15 protein-coding genes are annotated in these 18,333 nt (G+C 63.8%); 8 read left to right on the top strand and 7 right to left on the bottom strand.

The window, feature by feature from the left end; translation table 11 throughout:
- Nucleotides 1-55 precede the first annotated feature (55 nt).
- Nucleotides 56-556 carry a 5-(carboxyamino)imidazole ribonucleotide mutase gene (gene purE, locus OKA05_RS09200; protein WP_264486837.1) on the top strand — a complete coding sequence of 167 codons (501 nt, stop codon included), beginning with the start codon at nucleotides 56-58 and terminating at the stop codon, nucleotides 554-556.
- Nucleotides 557-584: 28 nt separating this feature from the next.
- Nucleotides 585-1,745, top strand: a complete 1,161-nt coding sequence (locus OKA05_RS09195; RefSeq protein WP_264486836.1) for a 5-(carboxyamino)imidazole ribonucleotide synthase — start codon at nucleotides 585-587, stop codon at nucleotides 1,743-1,745.
- An 11-nt stretch (nucleotides 1,746-1,756) separates the two neighbouring features.
- Here the strand turns inward: OKA05_RS09195 and OKA05_RS09190 are convergent, their stop codons facing one another.
- Entirely contained in the window at nucleotides 1,757-2,650 is an 894-nt protein-coding gene (locus tag OKA05_RS09190) for a GH25 family lysozyme (RefSeq protein WP_264486835.1), read from the bottom strand.
- A 97-nt stretch (nucleotides 2,651-2,747) separates the two neighbouring features.
- Here OKA05_RS09190 and OKA05_RS09185 point away from each other — a divergent pair, with 97 nt between their 5' ends.
- On the top strand, nucleotides 2,748-3,581 hold the full coding sequence (locus OKA05_RS09185; RefSeq protein ID WP_264486834.1) for an FKBP-type peptidyl-prolyl cis-trans isomerase N-terminal domain-containing protein: 834 nt from the start codon (nucleotides 2,748-2,750) through the stop codon (nucleotides 3,579-3,581).
- A gap of 163 nt (nucleotides 3,582-3,744) precedes the next feature.
- Here OKA05_RS09185 and OKA05_RS09180 read toward each other — a convergent pair whose 3' ends face one another.
- Both OKA05_RS09180 and OKA05_RS09175 read right to left on the bottom strand, forming a co-directional pair.
- Nucleotides 3,745-3,909, bottom strand: a complete 165-nt coding sequence (locus OKA05_RS09180) for a hypothetical protein (protein WP_264486833.1) — start codon at nucleotides 3,907-3,909, stop codon at nucleotides 3,745-3,747.
- A 117-nt stretch (nucleotides 3,910-4,026) separates the two neighbouring features.
- Nucleotides 4,027-4,626, bottom strand: coding sequence for a polysaccharide biosynthesis/export family protein (locus OKA05_RS09175; protein ID WP_264486832.1), 600 nt, complete (start codon nucleotides 4,624-4,626; stop codon nucleotides 4,027-4,029).
- Nucleotides 4,627-4,751: 125 nt separating this feature from the next.
- Between OKA05_RS09175 and OKA05_RS09170 the strand changes: the two genes are divergently transcribed.
- The gene (locus tag OKA05_RS09170; protein ID WP_264486831.1) at nucleotides 4,752-5,279 is read left to right on the top strand and encodes an RNA polymerase sigma factor; all 528 of its coding nucleotides are present in this window, start codon (nucleotides 4,752-4,754) and stop codon (nucleotides 5,277-5,279) included.
- 22 nt (nucleotides 5,280-5,301) lie between these two features.
- Nucleotides 5,302-8,112, top strand: a complete 2,811-nt coding sequence (locus OKA05_RS09165; protein ID WP_264486830.1) for an Amuc_1099 family pilus-like system protein — start codon at nucleotides 5,302-5,304, stop codon at nucleotides 8,110-8,112.
- A 395-nt stretch (nucleotides 8,113-8,507) separates the two neighbouring features.
- Here OKA05_RS09165 and OKA05_RS09160 read toward each other — a convergent pair whose 3' ends face one another.
- Nucleotides 8,508-11,174 carry an NHL repeat-containing protein gene (locus OKA05_RS09160; protein WP_264486829.1) on the bottom strand — a complete coding sequence of 889 codons (2,667 nt, stop codon included), beginning with the start codon at nucleotides 11,172-11,174 and terminating at the stop codon, nucleotides 8,508-8,510.
- A gap of 184 nt (nucleotides 11,175-11,358) precedes the next feature.
- Between OKA05_RS09160 and tnpA the strand changes: the two genes are divergently transcribed.
- Entirely contained in the window at nucleotides 11,359-11,811 is a 453-nt protein-coding gene (tnpA, locus tag OKA05_RS09155) for an IS200/IS605 family transposase (protein ID WP_264486828.1), read from the top strand.
- 226 nt (nucleotides 11,812-12,037) lie between these two features.
- On the opposite strand, the gene OKA05_RS09150 is transcribed toward tnpA, so the two are convergent.
- Nucleotides 12,038-14,713, bottom strand: a complete 2,676-nt coding sequence (locus OKA05_RS09150; protein ID WP_264486827.1) for an MGH1-like glycoside hydrolase domain-containing protein — start codon at nucleotides 14,711-14,713, stop codon at nucleotides 12,038-12,040.
- A gap of 114 nt (nucleotides 14,714-14,827) precedes the next feature.
- Here OKA05_RS09150 and OKA05_RS09145 point away from each other — a divergent pair, with 114 nt between their 5' ends.
- Nucleotides 14,828-15,286 (top strand): cupin domain-containing protein, encoded by a 459-nt coding sequence (locus OKA05_RS09145; RefSeq protein ID WP_264486826.1) that lies wholly within the window; start codon nucleotides 14,828-14,830, stop codon nucleotides 15,284-15,286.
- Between the two features lie 52 nt (nucleotides 15,287-15,338).
- On the opposite strand, the gene OKA05_RS09140 is transcribed toward OKA05_RS09145, so the two are convergent.
- Complete coding sequence (locus tag OKA05_RS09140) at nucleotides 15,339-15,881, bottom strand: hypothetical protein (protein WP_264486825.1); 543 nt, start codon at nucleotides 15,879-15,881, stop codon at nucleotides 15,339-15,341.
- 145 nt (nucleotides 15,882-16,026) lie between these two features.
- Here OKA05_RS09140 and OKA05_RS09135 point away from each other — a divergent pair, with 145 nt between their 5' ends.
- Complete coding sequence (locus OKA05_RS09135) at nucleotides 16,027-16,992, top strand: helix-turn-helix transcriptional regulator (protein ID WP_264486824.1); 966 nt, start codon at nucleotides 16,027-16,029, stop codon at nucleotides 16,990-16,992.
- 209 nt (nucleotides 16,993-17,201) lie between these two features.
- On the opposite strand, the gene OKA05_RS09130 is transcribed toward OKA05_RS09135, so the two are convergent.
- A complete protein-coding gene (locus OKA05_RS09130) occupies nucleotides 17,202-18,188 on the bottom strand; it encodes a class I SAM-dependent methyltransferase (protein ID WP_264486823.1) in 987 nt (328 codons plus the stop codon).
- Nucleotides 18,189-18,333 lie beyond the last annotated feature (145 nt).

The following is an 18,333-nucleotide window of genomic DNA, read 5'->3' as shown; positions in this document are numbered from 1 at the left end:
TGTAGCACCACTCGGCACTTGCATCCCGAGGCGGTTCCGTCGTCCCCTCCCGCCCATGCAGGTCGGCATTATCATGGGCAGCACGTCGGATTGGCCGACGATGGAGCACGCCGCGCGCACGCTGGAGGATTTCGGCGTGGCGTGGGAGGCGGAGGTCGTCAGCGCCCACCGCACCCCGGACAAGCTGTTTTCCTATGCGACCGAGGCTCGTGGCCGTGGCCTGAAATGCATCATCGCCGGTGCCGGCGGGGCCGCGCATTTGCCCGGCATGACCGCGGCGATCACCGATTTGCCGGTGCTCGGCGTGCCGGTGGAGTCGCACGCGCTGAAGGGCATGGACTCGCTGCTGTCGATCGTCCAGATGCCGGGCGGGATCCCGACGGCGACCTTTGCGATCGGCAAGGCCGGCGCGATCAATGCCGCGCTTTTCGCCGTGGCGATGCTGGCAGGGGAAGACGCCGCGCTCTTGGAAAAGCTCCAGGCATTCCGCAAGAAGCAGAACGAGACGGTGAAGGCTGCGGAACTTCCCGCATTGCCGGACGCGACCCACGGGTGATTGTTGTTTCCCATTCTTTTCCCGCGAAGTGACAGAGACTCCCATCATCCCGCCGGGCTCGGTGCTCGGCATCCTCGGCGGCGGCCAGCTCGGCCGCATGTTCTGCATGTCCGCCCGGCGCATGGGCTACCGCACGCTGGTCTGGACCGGTGGGCTGGAGGCCCCGGCGATCGTGGTGGCGGACGAGGCGATCGATCTTCCTTTCGACTCCGCGGAGGCGCTGGAACAGTTCGTTTCGAAGGCCGCGGTGGCGACCGTGGAATTCGAGAATATCCCGCGCGAAACCATGGAAGCGGTGGCGGCGAAGATCGCGCTGCATCCCTCGCCGAATGCGGTGGCGATTTGCCAGCATCGCGAGCGTGAGAAGACTTTCCTGAAGCAGCACGGCATCCCGTGTGCGCCTTTCGCGGTGGTCGCGTCCGCCGACGAGTTGGCCAAGGCGGTCGCGGAAATCGGGACGCCCGCCGTGCTGAAGACTGCGGCCTTCGGCTACGATGGCAAGGGCCAGCTCAAGCTTACTGGCGACGAAGATCTGGCGGACGTCTGGGCGAACTTCGGCACCGACCGCGCGGTGCTGGAGGCTTTCATTCATTTCGAGCGAGAGCTGTCCGTGATGGTCGCGCGCTCGGCCGATGGCTCGGTGGTGGCCTACGATCCGGCGGAGAATCGCCATCGACATCACATCCTCGATGTCTCGATCGTGCCGGCGAGGGTCAGTCCCGCGGTGGCGGCGGAGGCCAAGGTGATCGCCTGCCAGGTGGCGGATGCGCTCGACTACCGTGGCATCATGGGCGTGGAGTTTTTCCACCTCCCCGATGGCTCGCTGCTGGTCAATGAAATGGCCCCGCGCCCGCACAACTCCGGCCACCACACGCTGGATGCCTGCGCGACCTCGCAATTCGAGCAGCAGGTGCGCGTGACCTGTGGCCTCTCGGCGGGATCGCCGAAGCTGCTGTCGCCGGTGGTGATGCTGAACCTGTTAGGCGACATGTGGCCGGACGAGCAGGTGCCGCCGGATTGGTCGCCGCTGTTTGCCGATGGCTCGGCTTTCCTGCATCTCTACGGGAAGCGCCGTGCGGTCGGCCGCCGGAAGATGGGCCACGCGAATTTCCTCGCCGACGATGTGGAAGCCGCCCTCAAGCGAGCCGAGATCCTCAAGGCGGAGCTGCTAAGAGGTGGCCGTTCGTAGAAGCCGTCGCGTTACCACCACGCCCAGCTATGGCGGTCCCAGAAGGCGTTCAAGTCGCCTCGATCGCCCTTGAAGACATTCCGCTCCATCGGGTGTGCCATATTGCCGAAGTAGCGGGGGCTGCCCCATGAGTTGGTATTGTAGTGCTTCGGGGTGGAGCGGCCGTTTTGCCAGATGACGCCGCCGTATTGCCACATGGCCCACTCGTCCCAGATGCCGTACTGGGCCATCAGGCCGTTGGGGGTGAGATTGTTCGACTCCATCGAGCGCTCGGTGCCGGCGGGGCTGTAGAGGGCGATCCAGTAGGGGGAGCGGCGGATCACGGACTTCTGCGCCGGGCTGGCGTTGCTGAGGCTGGCGCGGAGGCGTGCGCTATTCTCCAGATACGTCACCGGGGTGACGCCGGTGCGTTGCTCGACGCGGCGGATGAATTTCACCAGCCGCTCCGGCGAGGAGGCGGTGTCGAAATCGCCGACCAGCAGGATTTTCCGCGAGGAGATCCCGCGGCTGCGGGCGGTTGCCCGGACCCGGTCGACGAAGGAATCTGCCTGATACGCCGGATCCTGATCCATGGTGACGAAATGGTAAGCGCCGAGCATGAGGCCCTGACGGTCGGCGGAGCGGAGGAAGTCGCCGAATTTGTCGTCGAGCAGCGGGCCCTTCGCGGAGCGGGCGATCAGGCCGAGCCCGCCGTTTCGCCGGAGCGCGGAGACATCGTGCTGCGAGTAGGCGTCGCCACCCCGCTGGCGTTCCTTCGGATCCCAGCCGGAGACATTGAGGACGGCGGGCGAGCCGGAGACGCTGGTGCCGCCGAAGCCGCCGCGGGGGAAGCCGCTGACGCCGCCGCCGCCGCCACCGCATGAGACGAGCAGCATTCCAGCGAGGAAAAGGGCAGGGGTTTTCATGCCTGTAGCCAAGCACGCTGGTGCCGATTGTGTCGAGAAAGTGCCGCAAAGCCGTCGCTCGACAACCGGGAATTCCGCCCCTAGCGTCCGCCCCGCTATGAAATTCCACCTCATTCCCGGCGTACTGGCTTTCGGTCTCGCCACCCTGATCCCGGCGGCCGCCCAGAACGAAGCGCCGGCGGATAAGACGACGGATCCAACTCCCGTGCCGCCTGCCGCGCCGGTGGATCCTGCGAAGGTGAAGACCCAGTCCTCCTATGGATTGGGCTTCCGCGCTGGCGGTGAATTTGCCCAGCAATACGGCCAGTTTGGCATCACGCCGGCAGACCTCGAAACCGAGTCCTTCCTCAAGGGCTTCCTGGCCGCCTTCAAGGGCGACAAGCCGGAAGTGTCCGAGGAGGAGCTGAAGGGTGCCATGCAGGCGCTCGGCGAAGTGCTCCAGGCTCGTGAGAAGGAAGGCGCCAACAAGAATCTCGAAGCCGGCAAGAAGTTCCTCGAGGAGAACGGCAAGCGCGAAGGCGTGACCACCACCAAGAGCGGCCTCCAGTACGAAGTGCTCAAGAAGGGCGGCGAGGAGAAGTACGTCGCGCCGAAGGAAGGTGCCCCCGAGAAGCAATTCATGGTGCACTACAAGGGCACCCTCATCGATGGCACCGAATTTGACGCCTCGCCGGAAGGTGAGCCCGTGCCGATGGGCATGCAGGTGATTGAAGGCTTCAAGGAAGCGCTCACCACCATGCCGGTCGGCTCCAAGTGGAAGCTCTTCATCCCGAGCGGAATGGCCTACGGCGAGCAACGCCGCAGCGCCGAGATCGCGCCGAACAGCGTGCTGATCTTCGACCTCGAGCTGGTGAAGATCCAGGACGCGCCGAAGGCCGATCCGCACGGCGGCCTCCCATTCCCGATGCCTGAGGAAGGCCAAGGCGAATAAGGGGAAGCAAACATCGCTTTTATCCGGCCTGCGGGGATCTCCGATTCCCGCGGGCCCTTTTGTTTTTTGGATCGCCCGCTCTAAACAGTAGAGCTGGTTGCTGTTCTGGCGCATGCGAGACGCCGCCCGGCGAATGGCCTCCGGGTGTTGATGGCTGCCGCTCCTACTTCTCCTGAGGGGTCACAACCCAGGAAATCAAGCCGCCGAGGCCGACGAGGCATCCGATGCCCATGACCGTCACTGCAGTGTCGTGGGACCTGATGTGCCCGCCGCTTGCGATGAGGAGTGCGGCGGCGAGGACGATGATCGATGCGCTGAGGGGTTTCATCGATTTCCTGTTAGCGCTTTTCTGGCCGGTCGCGAATTATAAATGCCCCAGTGGATTCGCAGCCCGCCAAGGCCCTCCAATTTGTGTGAGGCTGATTTCGTCCGTGGGATTTTCCCACTACTTCCCCATCAGCACCTTCACGTTGTCCTCGGTTCCCTTCCACCGGTCGATCACGCCCTTTTGCTCCACTTGGATGGAGTCGTTCGGCAGGAGCTCGATGTTCTTGTGCGCCAGCTTCTGGAAATCGAGGCAGTATTGCTTGCCTGCACGCAGGAGCATCACGTTCCGGCTGCCGAAGTCATTGCGGCCGCCTGCGGCGTCGAGGGCCTGGATGACGGTCATGCCCTTGCGGAAGGGAGTTCCGCCGGCTTTGCGCACTTGGCCGCCGATGCTGACGACGGCTTGATTCGGATCCACCTCGGGTCCCTTCAGTACCTCCGCCACGATGGAGGGCTTGGTGTAGATCTCCTCGGCCCGGTAGGCGGCTTCGATCGCGCGGGAGAGTTGCTCGGCATTCAGGCCGCGGGCGGTGACGGGATTGTCCAAGAGGGGCATCGAGATCGTGCCGGATTCGCCGACGCGGTATTCGCCATTCACCTTGGTTTGCTCGGCGCCATCCACGCCGAGGAGGCTGATCTTCACGGTGTCGCCGGGCTCTAGGCCGGCGAGGACGGGGGAGACGGACAGGACCATCGCTAGAAGGAAGTTTGCTTTCATCGGATTAAACTTTGTGGAGCAAAGTTTAATCAGGCAAGCCAATCTTTCCGCCTCGTCATCCGTTCGATGATGGAAAGATTCTTGTCACAATCCGCTGCTCTGGCCGCAACCACGGTTGAAGAGCCATGCAAGCACTCGCCTTATCCCCACCCGAACCGATGGACCGGCAACGCTTCACCGACCTTGTCCGCCTGCATCACCTGACGCTGCTGTCTTACGCCCGGGCTTTGGCCGGAGCGGAGAATACGGCGCGCGAGCTGGTGCAGGATGCCTTTGTCGCCGCGTGGCAGAACCTCGGGAAATTCGAAGTCACCCGCGACTTCGCCGCGTGGATGCGCGGCATCGTCCGCAACAAGTGGCGCGAACACTGCCGCCTCCATGCCCGCGAGGTCCCCTTCGATGAAGCGGCCCTCTCGCGCCTGGAGGAAACCCTCGCCCCCTATCCCGCAGGCGATCCCGCGATCTTCGCCCGGCTCGCCGAGTGCCGCGACAAGTTGCCGCCACCGATGGCCGAGGCGCTGCGTGCGACCTACGATGAAGGTCGTACCAGCGACGATGCGGCGGCGCTGCTGTCGCTCAATCCCGCGGCCTTGCGCAAGCGCCTCGAACGCGCCCGCGAAGCGCTGCGGCTGTGCCTATCGAAAAACAACTGACCCTTTTCCCAATTCTTTTCCCATGAATCCTTCTGAAGATCCGAACGATCGTCTGCTCGACTCGCTGCTGCGCGAACAAGCGCGCCGAGGGGCGGATGAAGAACTTTTGCAGGCGATCGACGCCCGGCTGGATGCCGGGAAAGTGCCTGCTCACCGGCGGAGGCGGAGTTCGAGAGCGATGATCTGGTCCGCGGCTGCGGCTGCAGTGGTGGTGCTTTCTGTCGGCGTGATTACCTGGCAGACATATCGACTCCCCGACAGGCCGGAGCTCGTGATGGACGGCTCCGTGGCGCTGTCGGAGCCACCTATGGCGAAACTGCGCGACCCCGCCGTGGAAGCCCACATGAGAATGGCGGATGAGTCGGGCTCGGCCAGGCGGATTGCCAGCAGCAGTTCGGCCGAATTTCTTCTGCCGGATGTGGCACCGGCTGCCCCCGCAAGCCCACTGGCCGAAGCTCCTATCGAGGAAGCCATTCCGCAGGAGATCGCAGCGCTGGATGCTGCGCCGGCACCTGCTGCGGGCCTTGGCCTCGGCGGAGGTGCCGGTGGGGGCAGGGGAAGAGGAATCGGGACGGGGAGCGGACCAGCCTCGGGGCCCGGAAGACAGGGAGGCCTTGCCGAAAAGGAAACGATCCGGCGAGCGCGTCTCACTCCGGAGGAACTAAAGGCTTCCGGTGCTCACGTGGGGGCCGATGCGGTTCTCGACAAGAGCGGTCCCAATGAACTCTCACTCGTGCCCTCGGCTCCTCCCGTGCCCGGTAAGGGGAAGGGAGTGAAAGACGATGGCATGGCCCGCGAGAACTACGGCCGCCTTGTCGATCAGCCGTGGAAGTCGCCGTGGCAGGATGCGCTTTCGACGTTCTCCATCGATGTCGATACGGCCTCCTACACGAACGTCCGCCGGATGCTGCTCGATGGCCGCACAGTGCCGGCCGATGCGGTGCGGATCGAGGAACTGGTGAACTACTTCGACTATCGTTACGAGGGTCCGAAGGGCGATGGTCCCTTCGCGGTCCACGGTACGCTGGCGACTTGCCCGTGGAAGCCGCAGCACCTGCTCGCCCGCGTGGCGATCAAGGGCCGCGAGATCGATGCCAAGGCACGGCCGGCTTCGAACCTGGTCTTCCTGATCGATGTCTCGGGCTCCATGCAGGACCCTGCCAAGCTGCCGCTGCTGAAGCGCTCGATGCGCATTTTGTTAGACCAGCTCGATGAACGCGACCGGCTCGGGATCGTGGTCTATGCGGGTAGCGAGGGCGTGGTGCTGGAACCGACGACGCTGGATGAACGCGGCCTGTCCGCGGCGATCCAAGCCCTGGAGAAACTCGAAGCGGGTGGCTCGACCAATGGCGGGGCAGGCATCAAGCGTGCCTATGAAATGGCTGCGAAGCATCTCGTGGCCGGTGGGGTGAACCGGGTGATCCTTGCGACCGATGGCGACTTCAATGTGGGCACCACCGGCCAGGGCGATCTGGTGAAGCTGGTGAAGGAAGGTGCCGCGAAGGGCATGAGCCTCAGCGTGGTTGGCTTCGGCACCGGCAATCTCAATGACGCGATGCTGGAAGCCATCACCAACGACGGGAACGGAAACTACTTCTACATCGACGGCGACCATGAGGCGCGCCGCGTCTTCCTGCAGAAGCTGACCGGCACGCTGGTGACCATCGCCAAGGACGTGAAGATCCAGGTGGAGTTTAATCCCGGCAAGGTCCAGGCCTATCGCCTGATCGGCTATGCCAACCGCATCCTGCGCCACGAGGACTTCAACAATGACAAGGTCGATGCCGGCGACATCGGTGCGGGCCACACCGTGACTGCGTTTTATGAAATCGTCCCGCCCGGCGTGGCGATGCCGGATACCGGCAAGGTGGATGGCTTGCGCTATCAAAAGCCGGCGGAGAAGGAAACCGTGGCGAGCGATGACTGGCTCACGCTGAAGCTGCGCTACAAGCATCCCGAGGGCGAGGTCAGCAGCTTGATCGAGAGCCCGTTGAAGGGCGAGCCCCAGCCGTGGGAAAAGGCAGGCCATGACTTTCGCTTCGCCTCCGCCGTCGCCTTGTTTGGAATGAAGCTGCGCCAGATGTCCGATGTGTCCGACATGCCGTGGCAGAAGGTCGTGGAGATCGCGCGGCCCGCGGTGGCGGATGATCCACGCGAGCAGCGGTCGGAGTTCGTCGAGATGGTCGCACGGCATGGCCGCTTCCCGCTGCCGCCGGTGATGGCGGAGGAAGCGGCTCCCGCGCCGATCCCGATGCCGGTGGCTGGTGTGGATGCGCTGGCTGGCCTGCGCTATCTCAACGACGAGTCGATCATGTGGTATGTGCAATTCGGCCTGGAGTCGGGTGGCAAGTGGGCACCGCGCTTTATCGGGCTGACGCCGAGCAAGAAGAAGCTGCAGAACCGGGTGAGTGCGGTGGAGATGCTGTCGCTGGGCGATACGTTCTTCCGGGAAGGCGAGTTCGCCAATCGCTTCAAGTTCACCGGGTTTGAGGAGCGGGAGCTCAGGAGTGAGCGGACGGGTTTGACGCAGCGAGTGAAGATCGCGATCTATGAAGATCTGAAGCCGAACAAGGCGGGTGCCAAGTATGAGTCCCAGGCCGGCTTGCCCGATGCGGAACTTGAGTCGAAGGCCTACTATGACCGTAGTGCGGTCTTGAAGTCCGGGGATCAGGAAGTGCTCGTGGAGGAGCAGACGATGTTCAAGCTGCCGGGTGATCCGAGCGGAAAGGAATACCTTCTGAAGAAGGTGACGCCGCAAGGCATCGTGGTCGAAGCCAAGGCTGCGGATGGCAAGGTGGTTACGGTGGAGATTCCGAAGGGTGGTGGGGAGTAGTTGATGGTGGTGTTTGTTAGGAGCGGAGGACGGCGCGGTGCTGTTCTCCGCTTCTGATGGGACTACTCATGGAGGCTTGGCACGAAAGTTTACATGGTTCGCTCCGAGGTCCCAACGGGACCACTCATAAAAGCCCGGCACGAAAGTGCCGGGTTTGCGGTCTGGTGGTTCCGTTGTCCCAACGGGACACTTCATGCAGGGTGGAGCGTAAGGCGGATTCGCGGTCGCCCTAGTTGCTCATGACCCTTCCCAGCATGAGGTGTCCCGTTGGGACACGATCCGCGCACACTTCTACCTGGCACTTCGTGCCAGGCTATTATGAGCCGTCCCTTTGGGACGAAGAAGGATAGGGCGTTCCCTTTGGGACGAAGAAGCTCGGGAGATGTCTCACCTCGTCACTCCGGCATTTCGTAGCGGGTGACGGCATGCGACACGAGGCCGATGACCCACAGTTCCTTGCCACCGCGGGCGAGGATGTGCATGATATTTTCGTCGGTCTTCGGTGTGGTGGCGATGACCTTGCCATTGCGGTCGTGGATGCGGACGACACGCTCGGCGGCGAGGGTGATGTGGCGGCCGGTGTAGCCGCCGAGTCTCGCGTGGCCATCGGTCTGTGCGCGGACGGTGGTGAGGGGCTTGCCGGTCGGATCGAAGAAGGTGAGGTGATTCTCCCGAAGCCGTTGCGAGCTCGAATTGATGACGAACGAACCGTCCCCCGCGAATGCCGCGCCGCTGAGATACTCGAACCACCGGCGGTCGGCTTGGCGCTCGATCTTCTCCAACTGCTTGCCCGCGGGATCGACGAGATGGGCGGCATCGTAGCCGAGCACGAGGGTGTTGCCGGTGGCCGGCTGGCAGTACCACTCCTCCTTGATGTCATCGAGGCCGAGCCGCTTGATGCCCTTGCGTGAGCCATCGGGACCGAAGGCGAGGTAGCGTTCGCCTTCGTCGTTACTGTCCATCTGCACGAGCACGCCGCCATCGTTGGTGACGGTGAGGTGAGTTAACCAAGTGTTTGTCGAGAAGTCGTCCTTGGCGGGCTTGCAGACGCGGAGCTTCGCGCCATCGGGGCTGAAGACGTGGACGGCGGCGGTGCGGCGGTCGATGGCGTAGAGGGAGCCTGCCGCGTCGGCGGTGACGGCGGCGATGTCGCCCAGGGTGTCATCGTCCGCGGTCGAGCCGATGTCGCGGAGGGCGGCGCCCTGGTCGGAGAGCTGGATGAAGGCGTCGCCATCGCAGGCCCACAAAGTGCCGTCGGGGGCGGCGCGTAGTCCGACGTAGGCATCGATGACCCGGCCATCGGGACGCTTCGGGGTGAGCTCGTTGACGACGGTGCCATCGGGGCGCATGCGGACGAAGGGCGGGGTGCTCTCGAAGTCCTGGACGATGACGCCGCCGGCGGTATCGGGCGTGATGTTGGTGACGTAGTCGGGCTTGCGCTTCCAGGCTTGTTCGAGTTCGGTGGTGCGGAGGTGGTTGCCATCGAGGGCGAACCACTTGATCTGGTTGCGGATGTTGTCGAGGACGGCGATTTCACCGCGGGTGGTGACGGTGAGGTCCTCGGGGCTGAGCAGGGTGGCGGGTTTCTTGTCGCTGGAGGCCTCGTGCGTCCATGCCTGTTTGCCGGTGGCGTCGAAGCGGATGATGTAGTCGGTGGAGCTGAATTCCTGGTGGCGTGTGGCGAGGGCCACGAAGCCGCCATCGGGAGTGGCGCGCACGGCATTGATGGCGGGCGCGTCGAAGCCGGCGATCTCATCGAGCGAGCGCTTCCCGACATCGAGCCACCAGGCGCGGGCTTTGGCACCGGGGTCAGAGGTGGAGTCGGTGAGGATCCAGCGGGTGGTGCTGAGCGGGGCGATGTGGTACTCGGCGGTGCTGTCGGCCTTCTGTTTTGGCAGCGGAATCTCGGCGAGCACGGTGGCCTTCGTGTCGACGAGGACGAAGGTGATGGCATTGTCGGGCTCGCGGCGGAGGAAGCCGATGCGGCCTTCGGGATCGAAGGCGAATTCGTCGATGCCGCGGATGGCTCCGGAAGTGGGGCGGTCCTGGAGCTCGAAGGCGCCGAGGGGGGTGAGCTGGGGAACGGCGATGGCGGCTTCTGGTGCGGGAGCGGGCTTCTCTTCGTCGTCCTCTTTCTTGGGTGGCGTGTAGGGTTTGTTAGAGACGCGGCTGACTTTCCAGCCGGGGTCGGTATTGCCGTCGCGGGTGACGTGGTAGTCGGCCTGCACGGCTTCGGCGACGAGGCGGAGGGTGAAGGTGCCGGCTTCGCCGATGGAGAGGATGGCGCTGTCACTCTGGATCTCGTCGTGGAGGCGGTCCTCGGCTTTTTCGTCGCCGGGGATGGTGTAGTCGCGCGGGAGGGGGAGGGACCAGACGGGCTTGCCCTGGAGATCGACGAGGGAAAAGAGCGTGCCGGAGTCTTCGTCGGAGTACCACCACTGGACGAGGATGAGGGGGAGGCCATGGAGCGGGCGGGCATCGATGATGAAGCGCGCGGCCTCGGGGGCTTGGGTGGTGGCGTGGAGGTCGAAGGTGTCGAGTTTCTTGCCGGTGGAGAGCTCGTAGGTGCGCCAGCTTTCCTTGAGGAACGCATGCCAGAAGCGCAGGACGAAGCGGTCGGCTTCGGGGATGAAGATGATGTCGCTGGCGTTGGGGATGGGAGCGGTATCGGGAGGGCGGGGGGCATCGCGCGGGATGGCGTCGTCGAGGAGGACGCTGCCGCGGGGGTCGATGAGGAGGGTATTGAGGGTGCCGGGGCCATTGCCGTTGACGAAGCCCAGTGTGCCGTGACTGTAGCCGAAGCCGGCGGTGATGCCGGTGTCGGTGACGGTGGCGTGGTGGAGGGTGACGGGGAGTTCGGTTTCCCAAGCGACCTTGCCTTCGTGGGTCATGCGGTAGTGGCCGGGACCGCTGCCCTCGCGGTTGGTGGGGTCCACTTCGAGCCGCCACTTGGCGGACGGGGAGGTGTAGGTCTCGACGTGGAGGATGGGGAGCTCGCCGATCGAGGCTGACGCGGTCCATGGGAGCAGGCCGGCGAGCAGGGACAGGAGGGCCTTCTTCATGGGGTGGGATGAAAGCAGTGGCGGGGGCGGGGGAGAAACTTTATTCAGGGGGATTGAGATGACTCTTGGGTCCCAACGGGACCACTCATAAAAGCCTGGCACGAAGTGCCAGGTCGGCCGGGCCGGTGCATCGTGTCCCAACGGGACACCTCATACGGCTTGCGGCATAAGATATCCTTACGCCATGCCCCAATCCCTCGCGCGTATTTTGGTTCACGTGGTTTTCTCCACCAAGAACCGCGAACCCGTCCTATCGCCCGAAATCCGGCCGCATCTGTTCGGCTACCTTGCCACCGTTGGTCGCGATCTCGGCTGCGAGGTCTTCCGCGTGGGTGGCGTGGCGGATCACGTTCACCTCGCCATCGATCTCGGACGAACGGTGACGATCGCGAATTTCGTTCAAAAGGTGAAACAGACCAGTTCCGGGTGGTTGAAGGAGCAAGAGGGCGGCCCGCGTCATTTCGAATGGCAGACGGGCTACGGGTCGTTCTCGGTCGGCCAGTCACAATTGGAGGCACTGCTTAACTACGTCTCCAATCAGGAAGAGCATCATCGAAAGATCACGTTTCAAGACGAGTATCGCGCCTTGCTGAAAAAATACGGCGTCGATGTGGATGAGCGGTACGTGTGGGAATAGACGGCCGCACCCCGCATGAGGTGTCACGTTGTGACACGATCCGCGCGCACTCTTACCTGGCACTTCGTGCCAGGCTATTATGAGCCGTCCCTTTGGGACGAAGAAGCATGAGGTGTCCTATCGCGACTAGGAAGCGTGAGGTGTCCTGTTGGACGAAGTAGCATCACCCGTCCTATTGGACGAGGAATGAAATCTCCCGTTGGGACGGAGAAGCTCGGGCGATGCCTCACATCGCGGTCTCGCAGAGCTTCTCGCGGCGGTCCTTGACGAGCTTCACGACAAGCGAGGTCCAGCCGGTCTGATGCGACGCGCCGAGGCCTTCGCCGGTCTCGGCGTGGAAGTATTCGTGGAAGAGCAGGAGGTCCTGCCAGTGCGGCACGTCGCGATAGCGGTCCGCAGCGCCGAAGCACGGGCGGGTGCCGTCCGGGCCGGGGCAGAAGAGGGAGATGAGACGGTCGCAGAGGTCGATGGCCACTTCGCGCAGGGTCTTCTCCACGCCGGAGCGGGTGGGATACTCGATCTTGAAGCTGTCGCCGTAGAAGTGGTGGTAGCGCTCGAGCGCCTCGATGATGAGGAAGTTCGTCGGGAACCAGATCGGTCCGCGCCAGTTGGAGTTGCCGCCGAACATGCCGGAGTCCGACTCGCCGGGGGTGTAGGTCACTTCATTGCGTTCGCCGCCGTGCTCGAAGACGAAGGGCTCCTTGCCGTGGGCCTTGCTCAGGGAGCGGATGCCGTAGTTCGAAAGGAATTCCTCCGGGTCTAACATGCGGCGCAGGGTCTTGCGAAGCTGGACCTCCGACGGGATGGCGAGCAGGCATAGCGCGGACTTCTTGTCCTCATTCGGGCGGCGGACGCTGATGTATTTCAAGATGTCCGGCCGGCTGGAGAGGAACCAGTCCATGCGCTTGCGGAAGCCCTTGAGCTTTTCGATCTTCGTCTGCTTCAGCACGGTGACGGCGCACATCGGCAGCAGGCCGACGAGAGAGCGGATGCGCAGCGGCAGCGGCTCGTCGTGATTCACGATGAGCTGGTCGTAGTAGAAGCCATCGCGTTCGTCCCAGAGGCCGGTGCCGCCGAGCGAATTAATCGCATCGGTGATGTTGACGAAGTGCTCGAAGAACTTCGACGCGATGTCCTCGTAGGCAGGCTTTTCCTCGGCGAGCTCCAGTGCCATGGCGAGCATGAGCAGGCAGTAGGAAGCCATCCATGCGGTGCCATCGGCTTGGTGGAGCTTGCCGCCATCGGGCAGCGCGTGCGAGCGATCGAAGACGCCGATATTATCCAGCCCGAGGAAGCCGCCGCCGAAGACGTGGCGGCCTTCCATGTCCTTGCGGTTCACCCACCAGGTGAAGTTCATCAGCAGCTTCTGGAAGCAGCGCTCCAAGAAGAGCAGGTCGCGGCTGCCCTTCGGGTCGGCGATCTTGTAAACGCGCCAGACGGCCCAGGCGTGGACCGGCGGATTCACGTCGGAGAAATTCCACTCGTAGGCGGGCATCTGGCCATTCGGGTGCATGTACCATTCCCGTAGTAGCAGCAGGAGCTGCTCCTTCGCGAAGTGCGGATCGACCGCGGCGAAGGGGATCATGTGGAAGGCGGAGTCCCACGCGGCGAACCACGGGTATTCCCACTTGTCCGGCATGGAGAGAATGTCGCGGGCGAAGAAGTGGTACCAGTCGTGATTGCGGCCATCGAGCCGCGAGGCTGGCGCCGCGGGGCCATCCGAGTCGCCCTTCAGCCAGTCCTCAATGACGTAGTGATAGAATTGCTTCGTCCACAGGAGTCCCGCGTAGCCTTGGCGGCAGATCAGGTATTCTTCCGGGGACAGATCCTTAGGGATGACGCGCTCGTAGAATTCATCGCATTCGGCCACGCGTGCGGCGAAGGTTTCGTCGAATTGGTCGAGCCCGCCGAGGCCGTTGTCATTCTTCACCGTGTGGAGGCGGCAGCGGATGGTGATGCTCTTGCCCGGCGGCACGTTGAAGACGAAGTGGGCGGCGGCCTTCGTGCCGGCGGGAAACGGGGCGACGGCATTCCGGTCGCCGTGGATGAGGAGCTTGTGAAAGGCGTCCTTCACCTGCCCGGCCGGGGAGCCGAAGCCGTAGACGGAATTGTAGTCGGTTTCGTTTTCGGTGAAGAGCCAGCTCGTGTCGCTCTCCACGTCCGGGGAGTCGGCGTGGAAGTAGTAGTCGCCGAGCGATTCATGGGAGACATGGATGCAGCCGTCCTTCAGCTCCAGCGATGGCTTCCTGAGCGGCGTCTCGCGGTCGCTGCCCCATTTCCAGATATTGCGGAACCAGAGCATGGGCAGCACGTGGATGGGCGCGTGATCGGGGCCGTGATTGGTCACGGTGATGCGCCACAGCAGGTCTTCCGGCGAGCGCTTGGCGACCTCCTGAACCACGTCGAAATAGCGGCCGTTGTCGAACATGCCCATGTCGGCGAGCTCCAGCTCCGGGCCCTCGCGGCCGAGCTGGGCATTCCGCTCGCGGATCTCGGAGTAGGGGAACTTCGCGTGAGGGTATTTGTAGAGGACCTTGGTGTACGAGTGGGTGGGGGTGGACTCGAGGTAGTAGTAGCACTCCTTCACGTCCTCGCCGTGGTTGCCCTCGTTGCCGCCGAGGCCGAAGAGGCGCTCCTTGAGGATGGTGTCCTTGCCATTCCACAGGGCGGGGGCGAAGCAGAGGCGTCCCTGGCGGTCGCACCAGCCATTCAGCCCGTCCTCGCCCCAGCGGTAGGCGCGGCGGCGGGCGTGGTCGTGGGGGAATTCGCTCCAGCTATGGCCGTGCTCGGAGTAGTCCTCGCGGACGGTGCCCCACTGGCGCTCGCTGAGGTAGGGGCCCCAGCGCTTCCAGTTCTTGGCGCGGCCTTCATCCTCCTGGAGGCGTTCGTGTTCACGGGTCACGCGCGGTATAAAGCAGGAACCGTGCGCTACCGCGAGAAAGAGTGTGTGAGACTTTGGACCCGAACGAGAAACAACGGATTGTAGGGGGCGAAAATTCCGTTAGGCTGACAAGTGATGAGCCCATCTCCCGCGATTCCGCCCGTCATCGTCCCACCTGCCGATGCCAGGACCCACCACGCCTTTGGCGATACGACGGCCTTCCTCCTGACCGGCGAGCAGACCGGCGGGCGCTACACGATGTCGGCGAACGTCATCGACCCCGGCGGTGGTCCGCCGCCGCACTGGCACGATCACCAGGATGAGTGGTTTTACGTAGTGGATGGGCGGGCCGAGTTCTTCAAGGACGGCGTCTGGACGGAAGTCCCGGTGGGCACCGCGGTTTTCATTCCGCGCGGCGCTGTTCACGCCTTCCGCAATGCTGGCGACACGCCGATGAAGCTAACGATCCACACCGCGCCCTCGGGGTTTGAGGCGTTCTTCGCGCGCATCGCGGAGGAGTTCAATCGCGACGGCGGTCCGGACATGGGGAGGGTGGTCGAGATCAGCGCGGAGCATGGGATTCACTATGTGTGACGGGGGTGTCCCGTGATGCTCAAGAGGGGTCGCTCAGGTCTTTCCGCTGGTTTCAAGGAAGTCGTATTTTTTGGTTCATGTTCCGGCGCAGGTAGTTTTGCAGATACCGAAACTTGCCTCTGGCTGCGCTATCGTACTCGGGAGTTAGCTGATCGAGTCGTTGTAGAAAGTCGGCGTCGGCGACGGCGGTTGCGAGCGAGCAGTAGTTCCTGAACTCGCGGCGGTTTTTTCCTGTGGCGATATTCCAGACGACAATCCGCAGACGACTTCGATCTTGCTCGGTAAGGTTGGCCGACTTGAGGCCGCGGATCAGGCGCTCCTTGAGGTAGCCCGATCTGAAATACCACGGGTCCGCCTCCAAATAGAGGATCGCGTCATCAATTGCCGGTCGCTGAGAGGACCGCAAGTCGGCCAAGAACTCATCTTCCCACAGGATGTCCGTGGGGCAAGTCCGGCAATGCCAGTCCGAAGTCGCCTCGTCCCAAGCGTCCCACTTCTCGGCACTCTCGTGGCGTAAGGCGAACGTATCGTAAATCCTCGCGTGAAGCTCGTTCTCGACGCGCTCGACCTCGGCGATGATCTCTCGTGTGAGCATTCTAGATTGGAACGCCTGACAATGCTCTGGCTCCCGGCGAAGGATCAAGCTCGGGAAATCCAATGCGTCGATGCAGGATGAGCCTGAAATGAATTTGCCTTGAGGCCCTGAGGGTCGCTGGCAGAGAAGGGACCCGCAATTCACCATGAACCGCATCGACCGACTCACCGGGATGATCCTGCTGCTGCAAGGGCAGCGGGTGATCACCGCGGAGCAGATCGCGGGGCATTTCGAGATCAGCGTGCGGACAGTCTATCGGGATCTCTCGGCGTTGGGCGAGGCGGGCGTGCCGATCATTGCGGAGGCCGGGGTGGGTTACAGCCTGGTGCGCGGCTATCACATGCCGCCGGTGATGTTCACGGAGGATGAGGGGGCGGCGCTTTTCATGAGCGGCGAGGTGACCGAGCAGATTGCGGATGAGTCGCTGAAGCAGTCGCTGCGGTCGGCCTTGCTGAAGGTGCGCTCGGTCTTGCCGCAGGAGAAGCGGGATTACCTGCACCGGCTGAAGGATGCCGTGGGCGTGTGGTTCCGGCGGCCGGACGATGGAGCTGCGCGGCGCGAGTCGTTGATGCCGATTCAGGATGCGATCGTGCGGCGCCTTTGCCTGGCGATCTGCTACAATACGGCCAACCGCGGCGCGCTCACCGATCGCGTGGTGGAGCCGCTCGGGCTGATCTTCTATTCGCGCCAGTGGCACCTGATCGCATGGTGTCGGGTGCGGCGGGATTTCCGGGACTTCCGGCTCGACCGCGTGGCACGCTGGGAGGTGCTTGGCGAGTGCTTCGAAGGGCACGCGGGTTTTTCGGTGAAGGAATTTTTGCGCGAGAATATCGAGTGCCACGAGCTGACGCCCGCGACGGTGCTGGTGGAGCGCGAGGTGTTGGAGCGCTTCCGCATGGAGATGCCGTGCACGCCGGTGTCGGATGAGGTGCAGCGCGACGGCCGCGTGAAACTGGAGCTGCTGAGCTTCTCGATTCCGTGGATGGCGGAGTGGCTGTTAGGTTTCGGCCGGCGGGTGGAGGCGGTGCATCCGCCGGAATTGCGCGAGCAGATGGGGGAGATCGCGCTGGCGATGGTGGAGCGGTATGTGGAGGAGGGCGTGGGGGTGTGAGGAGATGGGAGATGGGAGATGGGAGATGGGAGATGGGAGATGGGAGTGGTGTGCTGCTGGGGACCATTCCTCGCTTTTACCAGAAAGGCATTTGGTATGCGCCGGACGCTTTTGTGGGCGCGGCACTCCGGGAGCACGGGAGTAGCCGGCTGCCGTGGACCATTCCGCACTGTTACCAGTGCGCCTACGGGCAAATCCTCGACTAGCTGTTAGAACCCCGCTTCCATGACGTGAAACCGCGAGCCGAGGTGGCCGGGGTGGGTCAGGGTCTGGAAGGCCCGTAGCTCTTTCTTGGCGTCGTCGTCGGTGCGGCCTTCCATTTCGAGCAGCCATGGGCGGGCGACATGGGTGAGGAAGCGGCCTTGCGGCTCGAAGCGCACGACTTGGCCGCCGACCGCATCGAGATCTGCGGCGAGGCCGGTGAAATCGACGTGCGCGGTGATGTCGATCTCGCCGGGTGAATCGAGCGGGTCCTCGCCGGCTCGGTGCCGGGAAAAGGTCCGCAGCGTGCCGGTGGTGCGGGACTCGTGGTAGTAGTCATCGCGCGTGAAGCCGTAGTCGACCCACAGCATGCGCCCGCCCTTGGTCATGGCGGCGGCGAGCGGCTTCAGGAAATCCCGGACGCCGCTGCGGACCTCGGTGCGATAGCCAGCGGGCATGACCGGCAGGTGCCCGGCGACCTCCGCCGCCGCGGGGCCGAGCGGTTGCCAGATGAAGACCCCGCTTTCGGCGTCCACCGCCACGCCCAGCTCGAGCCAGACGGTGCCGTCTGACTCGATGACGTGGAAAGGCAACGCGTCGATGACCTCATTCCCGAGAACGAAGGAGGGCAGGGGATCGTCCGCTAGGGCGGTGGCGCTTTCGAGCACGGCGGCTTCCACGAGGCGTTTGCGCTGGATCCGGGCGAGCTGGGGCAGGGGCTCGATGATCACGTATTCCAGCCCGGCATCGGTGGAGAGGCGGGCCAGCCCGGCGAGGATATCGGCGGCTAGAGCGCCGTCGTTCGCGCCTGTTTCAATCACCCGCCATCGTTCCGGGGAGCCGCATTGGCGGTGCCACGCGGCGATGTGCCGGGCCAGCAGGCGGCCGAAGAGCGGCCCCACGCTGACGCTGGTGAAAAAGTCGCCGGCCTTGCCCACTTGGCCGGCCGACCGGGCGTAGTAGCCCTCCTGAGGGTCGTAAAGTGCGGCCGCCATGAAGTCCGGGAAGGAAATCGTACCGGACCCGCGTATTTTCTCCCGGAGCCTGTCCGCCAAGCCGGGTATTGCGCGATCGCCTTCCGGCGGGTATGCGGATGGGGCCCCGGAGGTCGTCCGGGACCAGTCACGATCGGATTCCTGC

This window comes from Luteolibacter arcticus, assembly GCF_025950235.1.
GTDB lineage: Bacteria > Verrucomicrobiota > Verrucomicrobiia > Verrucomicrobiales > Akkermansiaceae > Haloferula > Haloferula arctica.
Note: the sequence above shows the minus strand (reverse complement) of the source record. Positions and strands in the feature narration are given on the sequence as shown.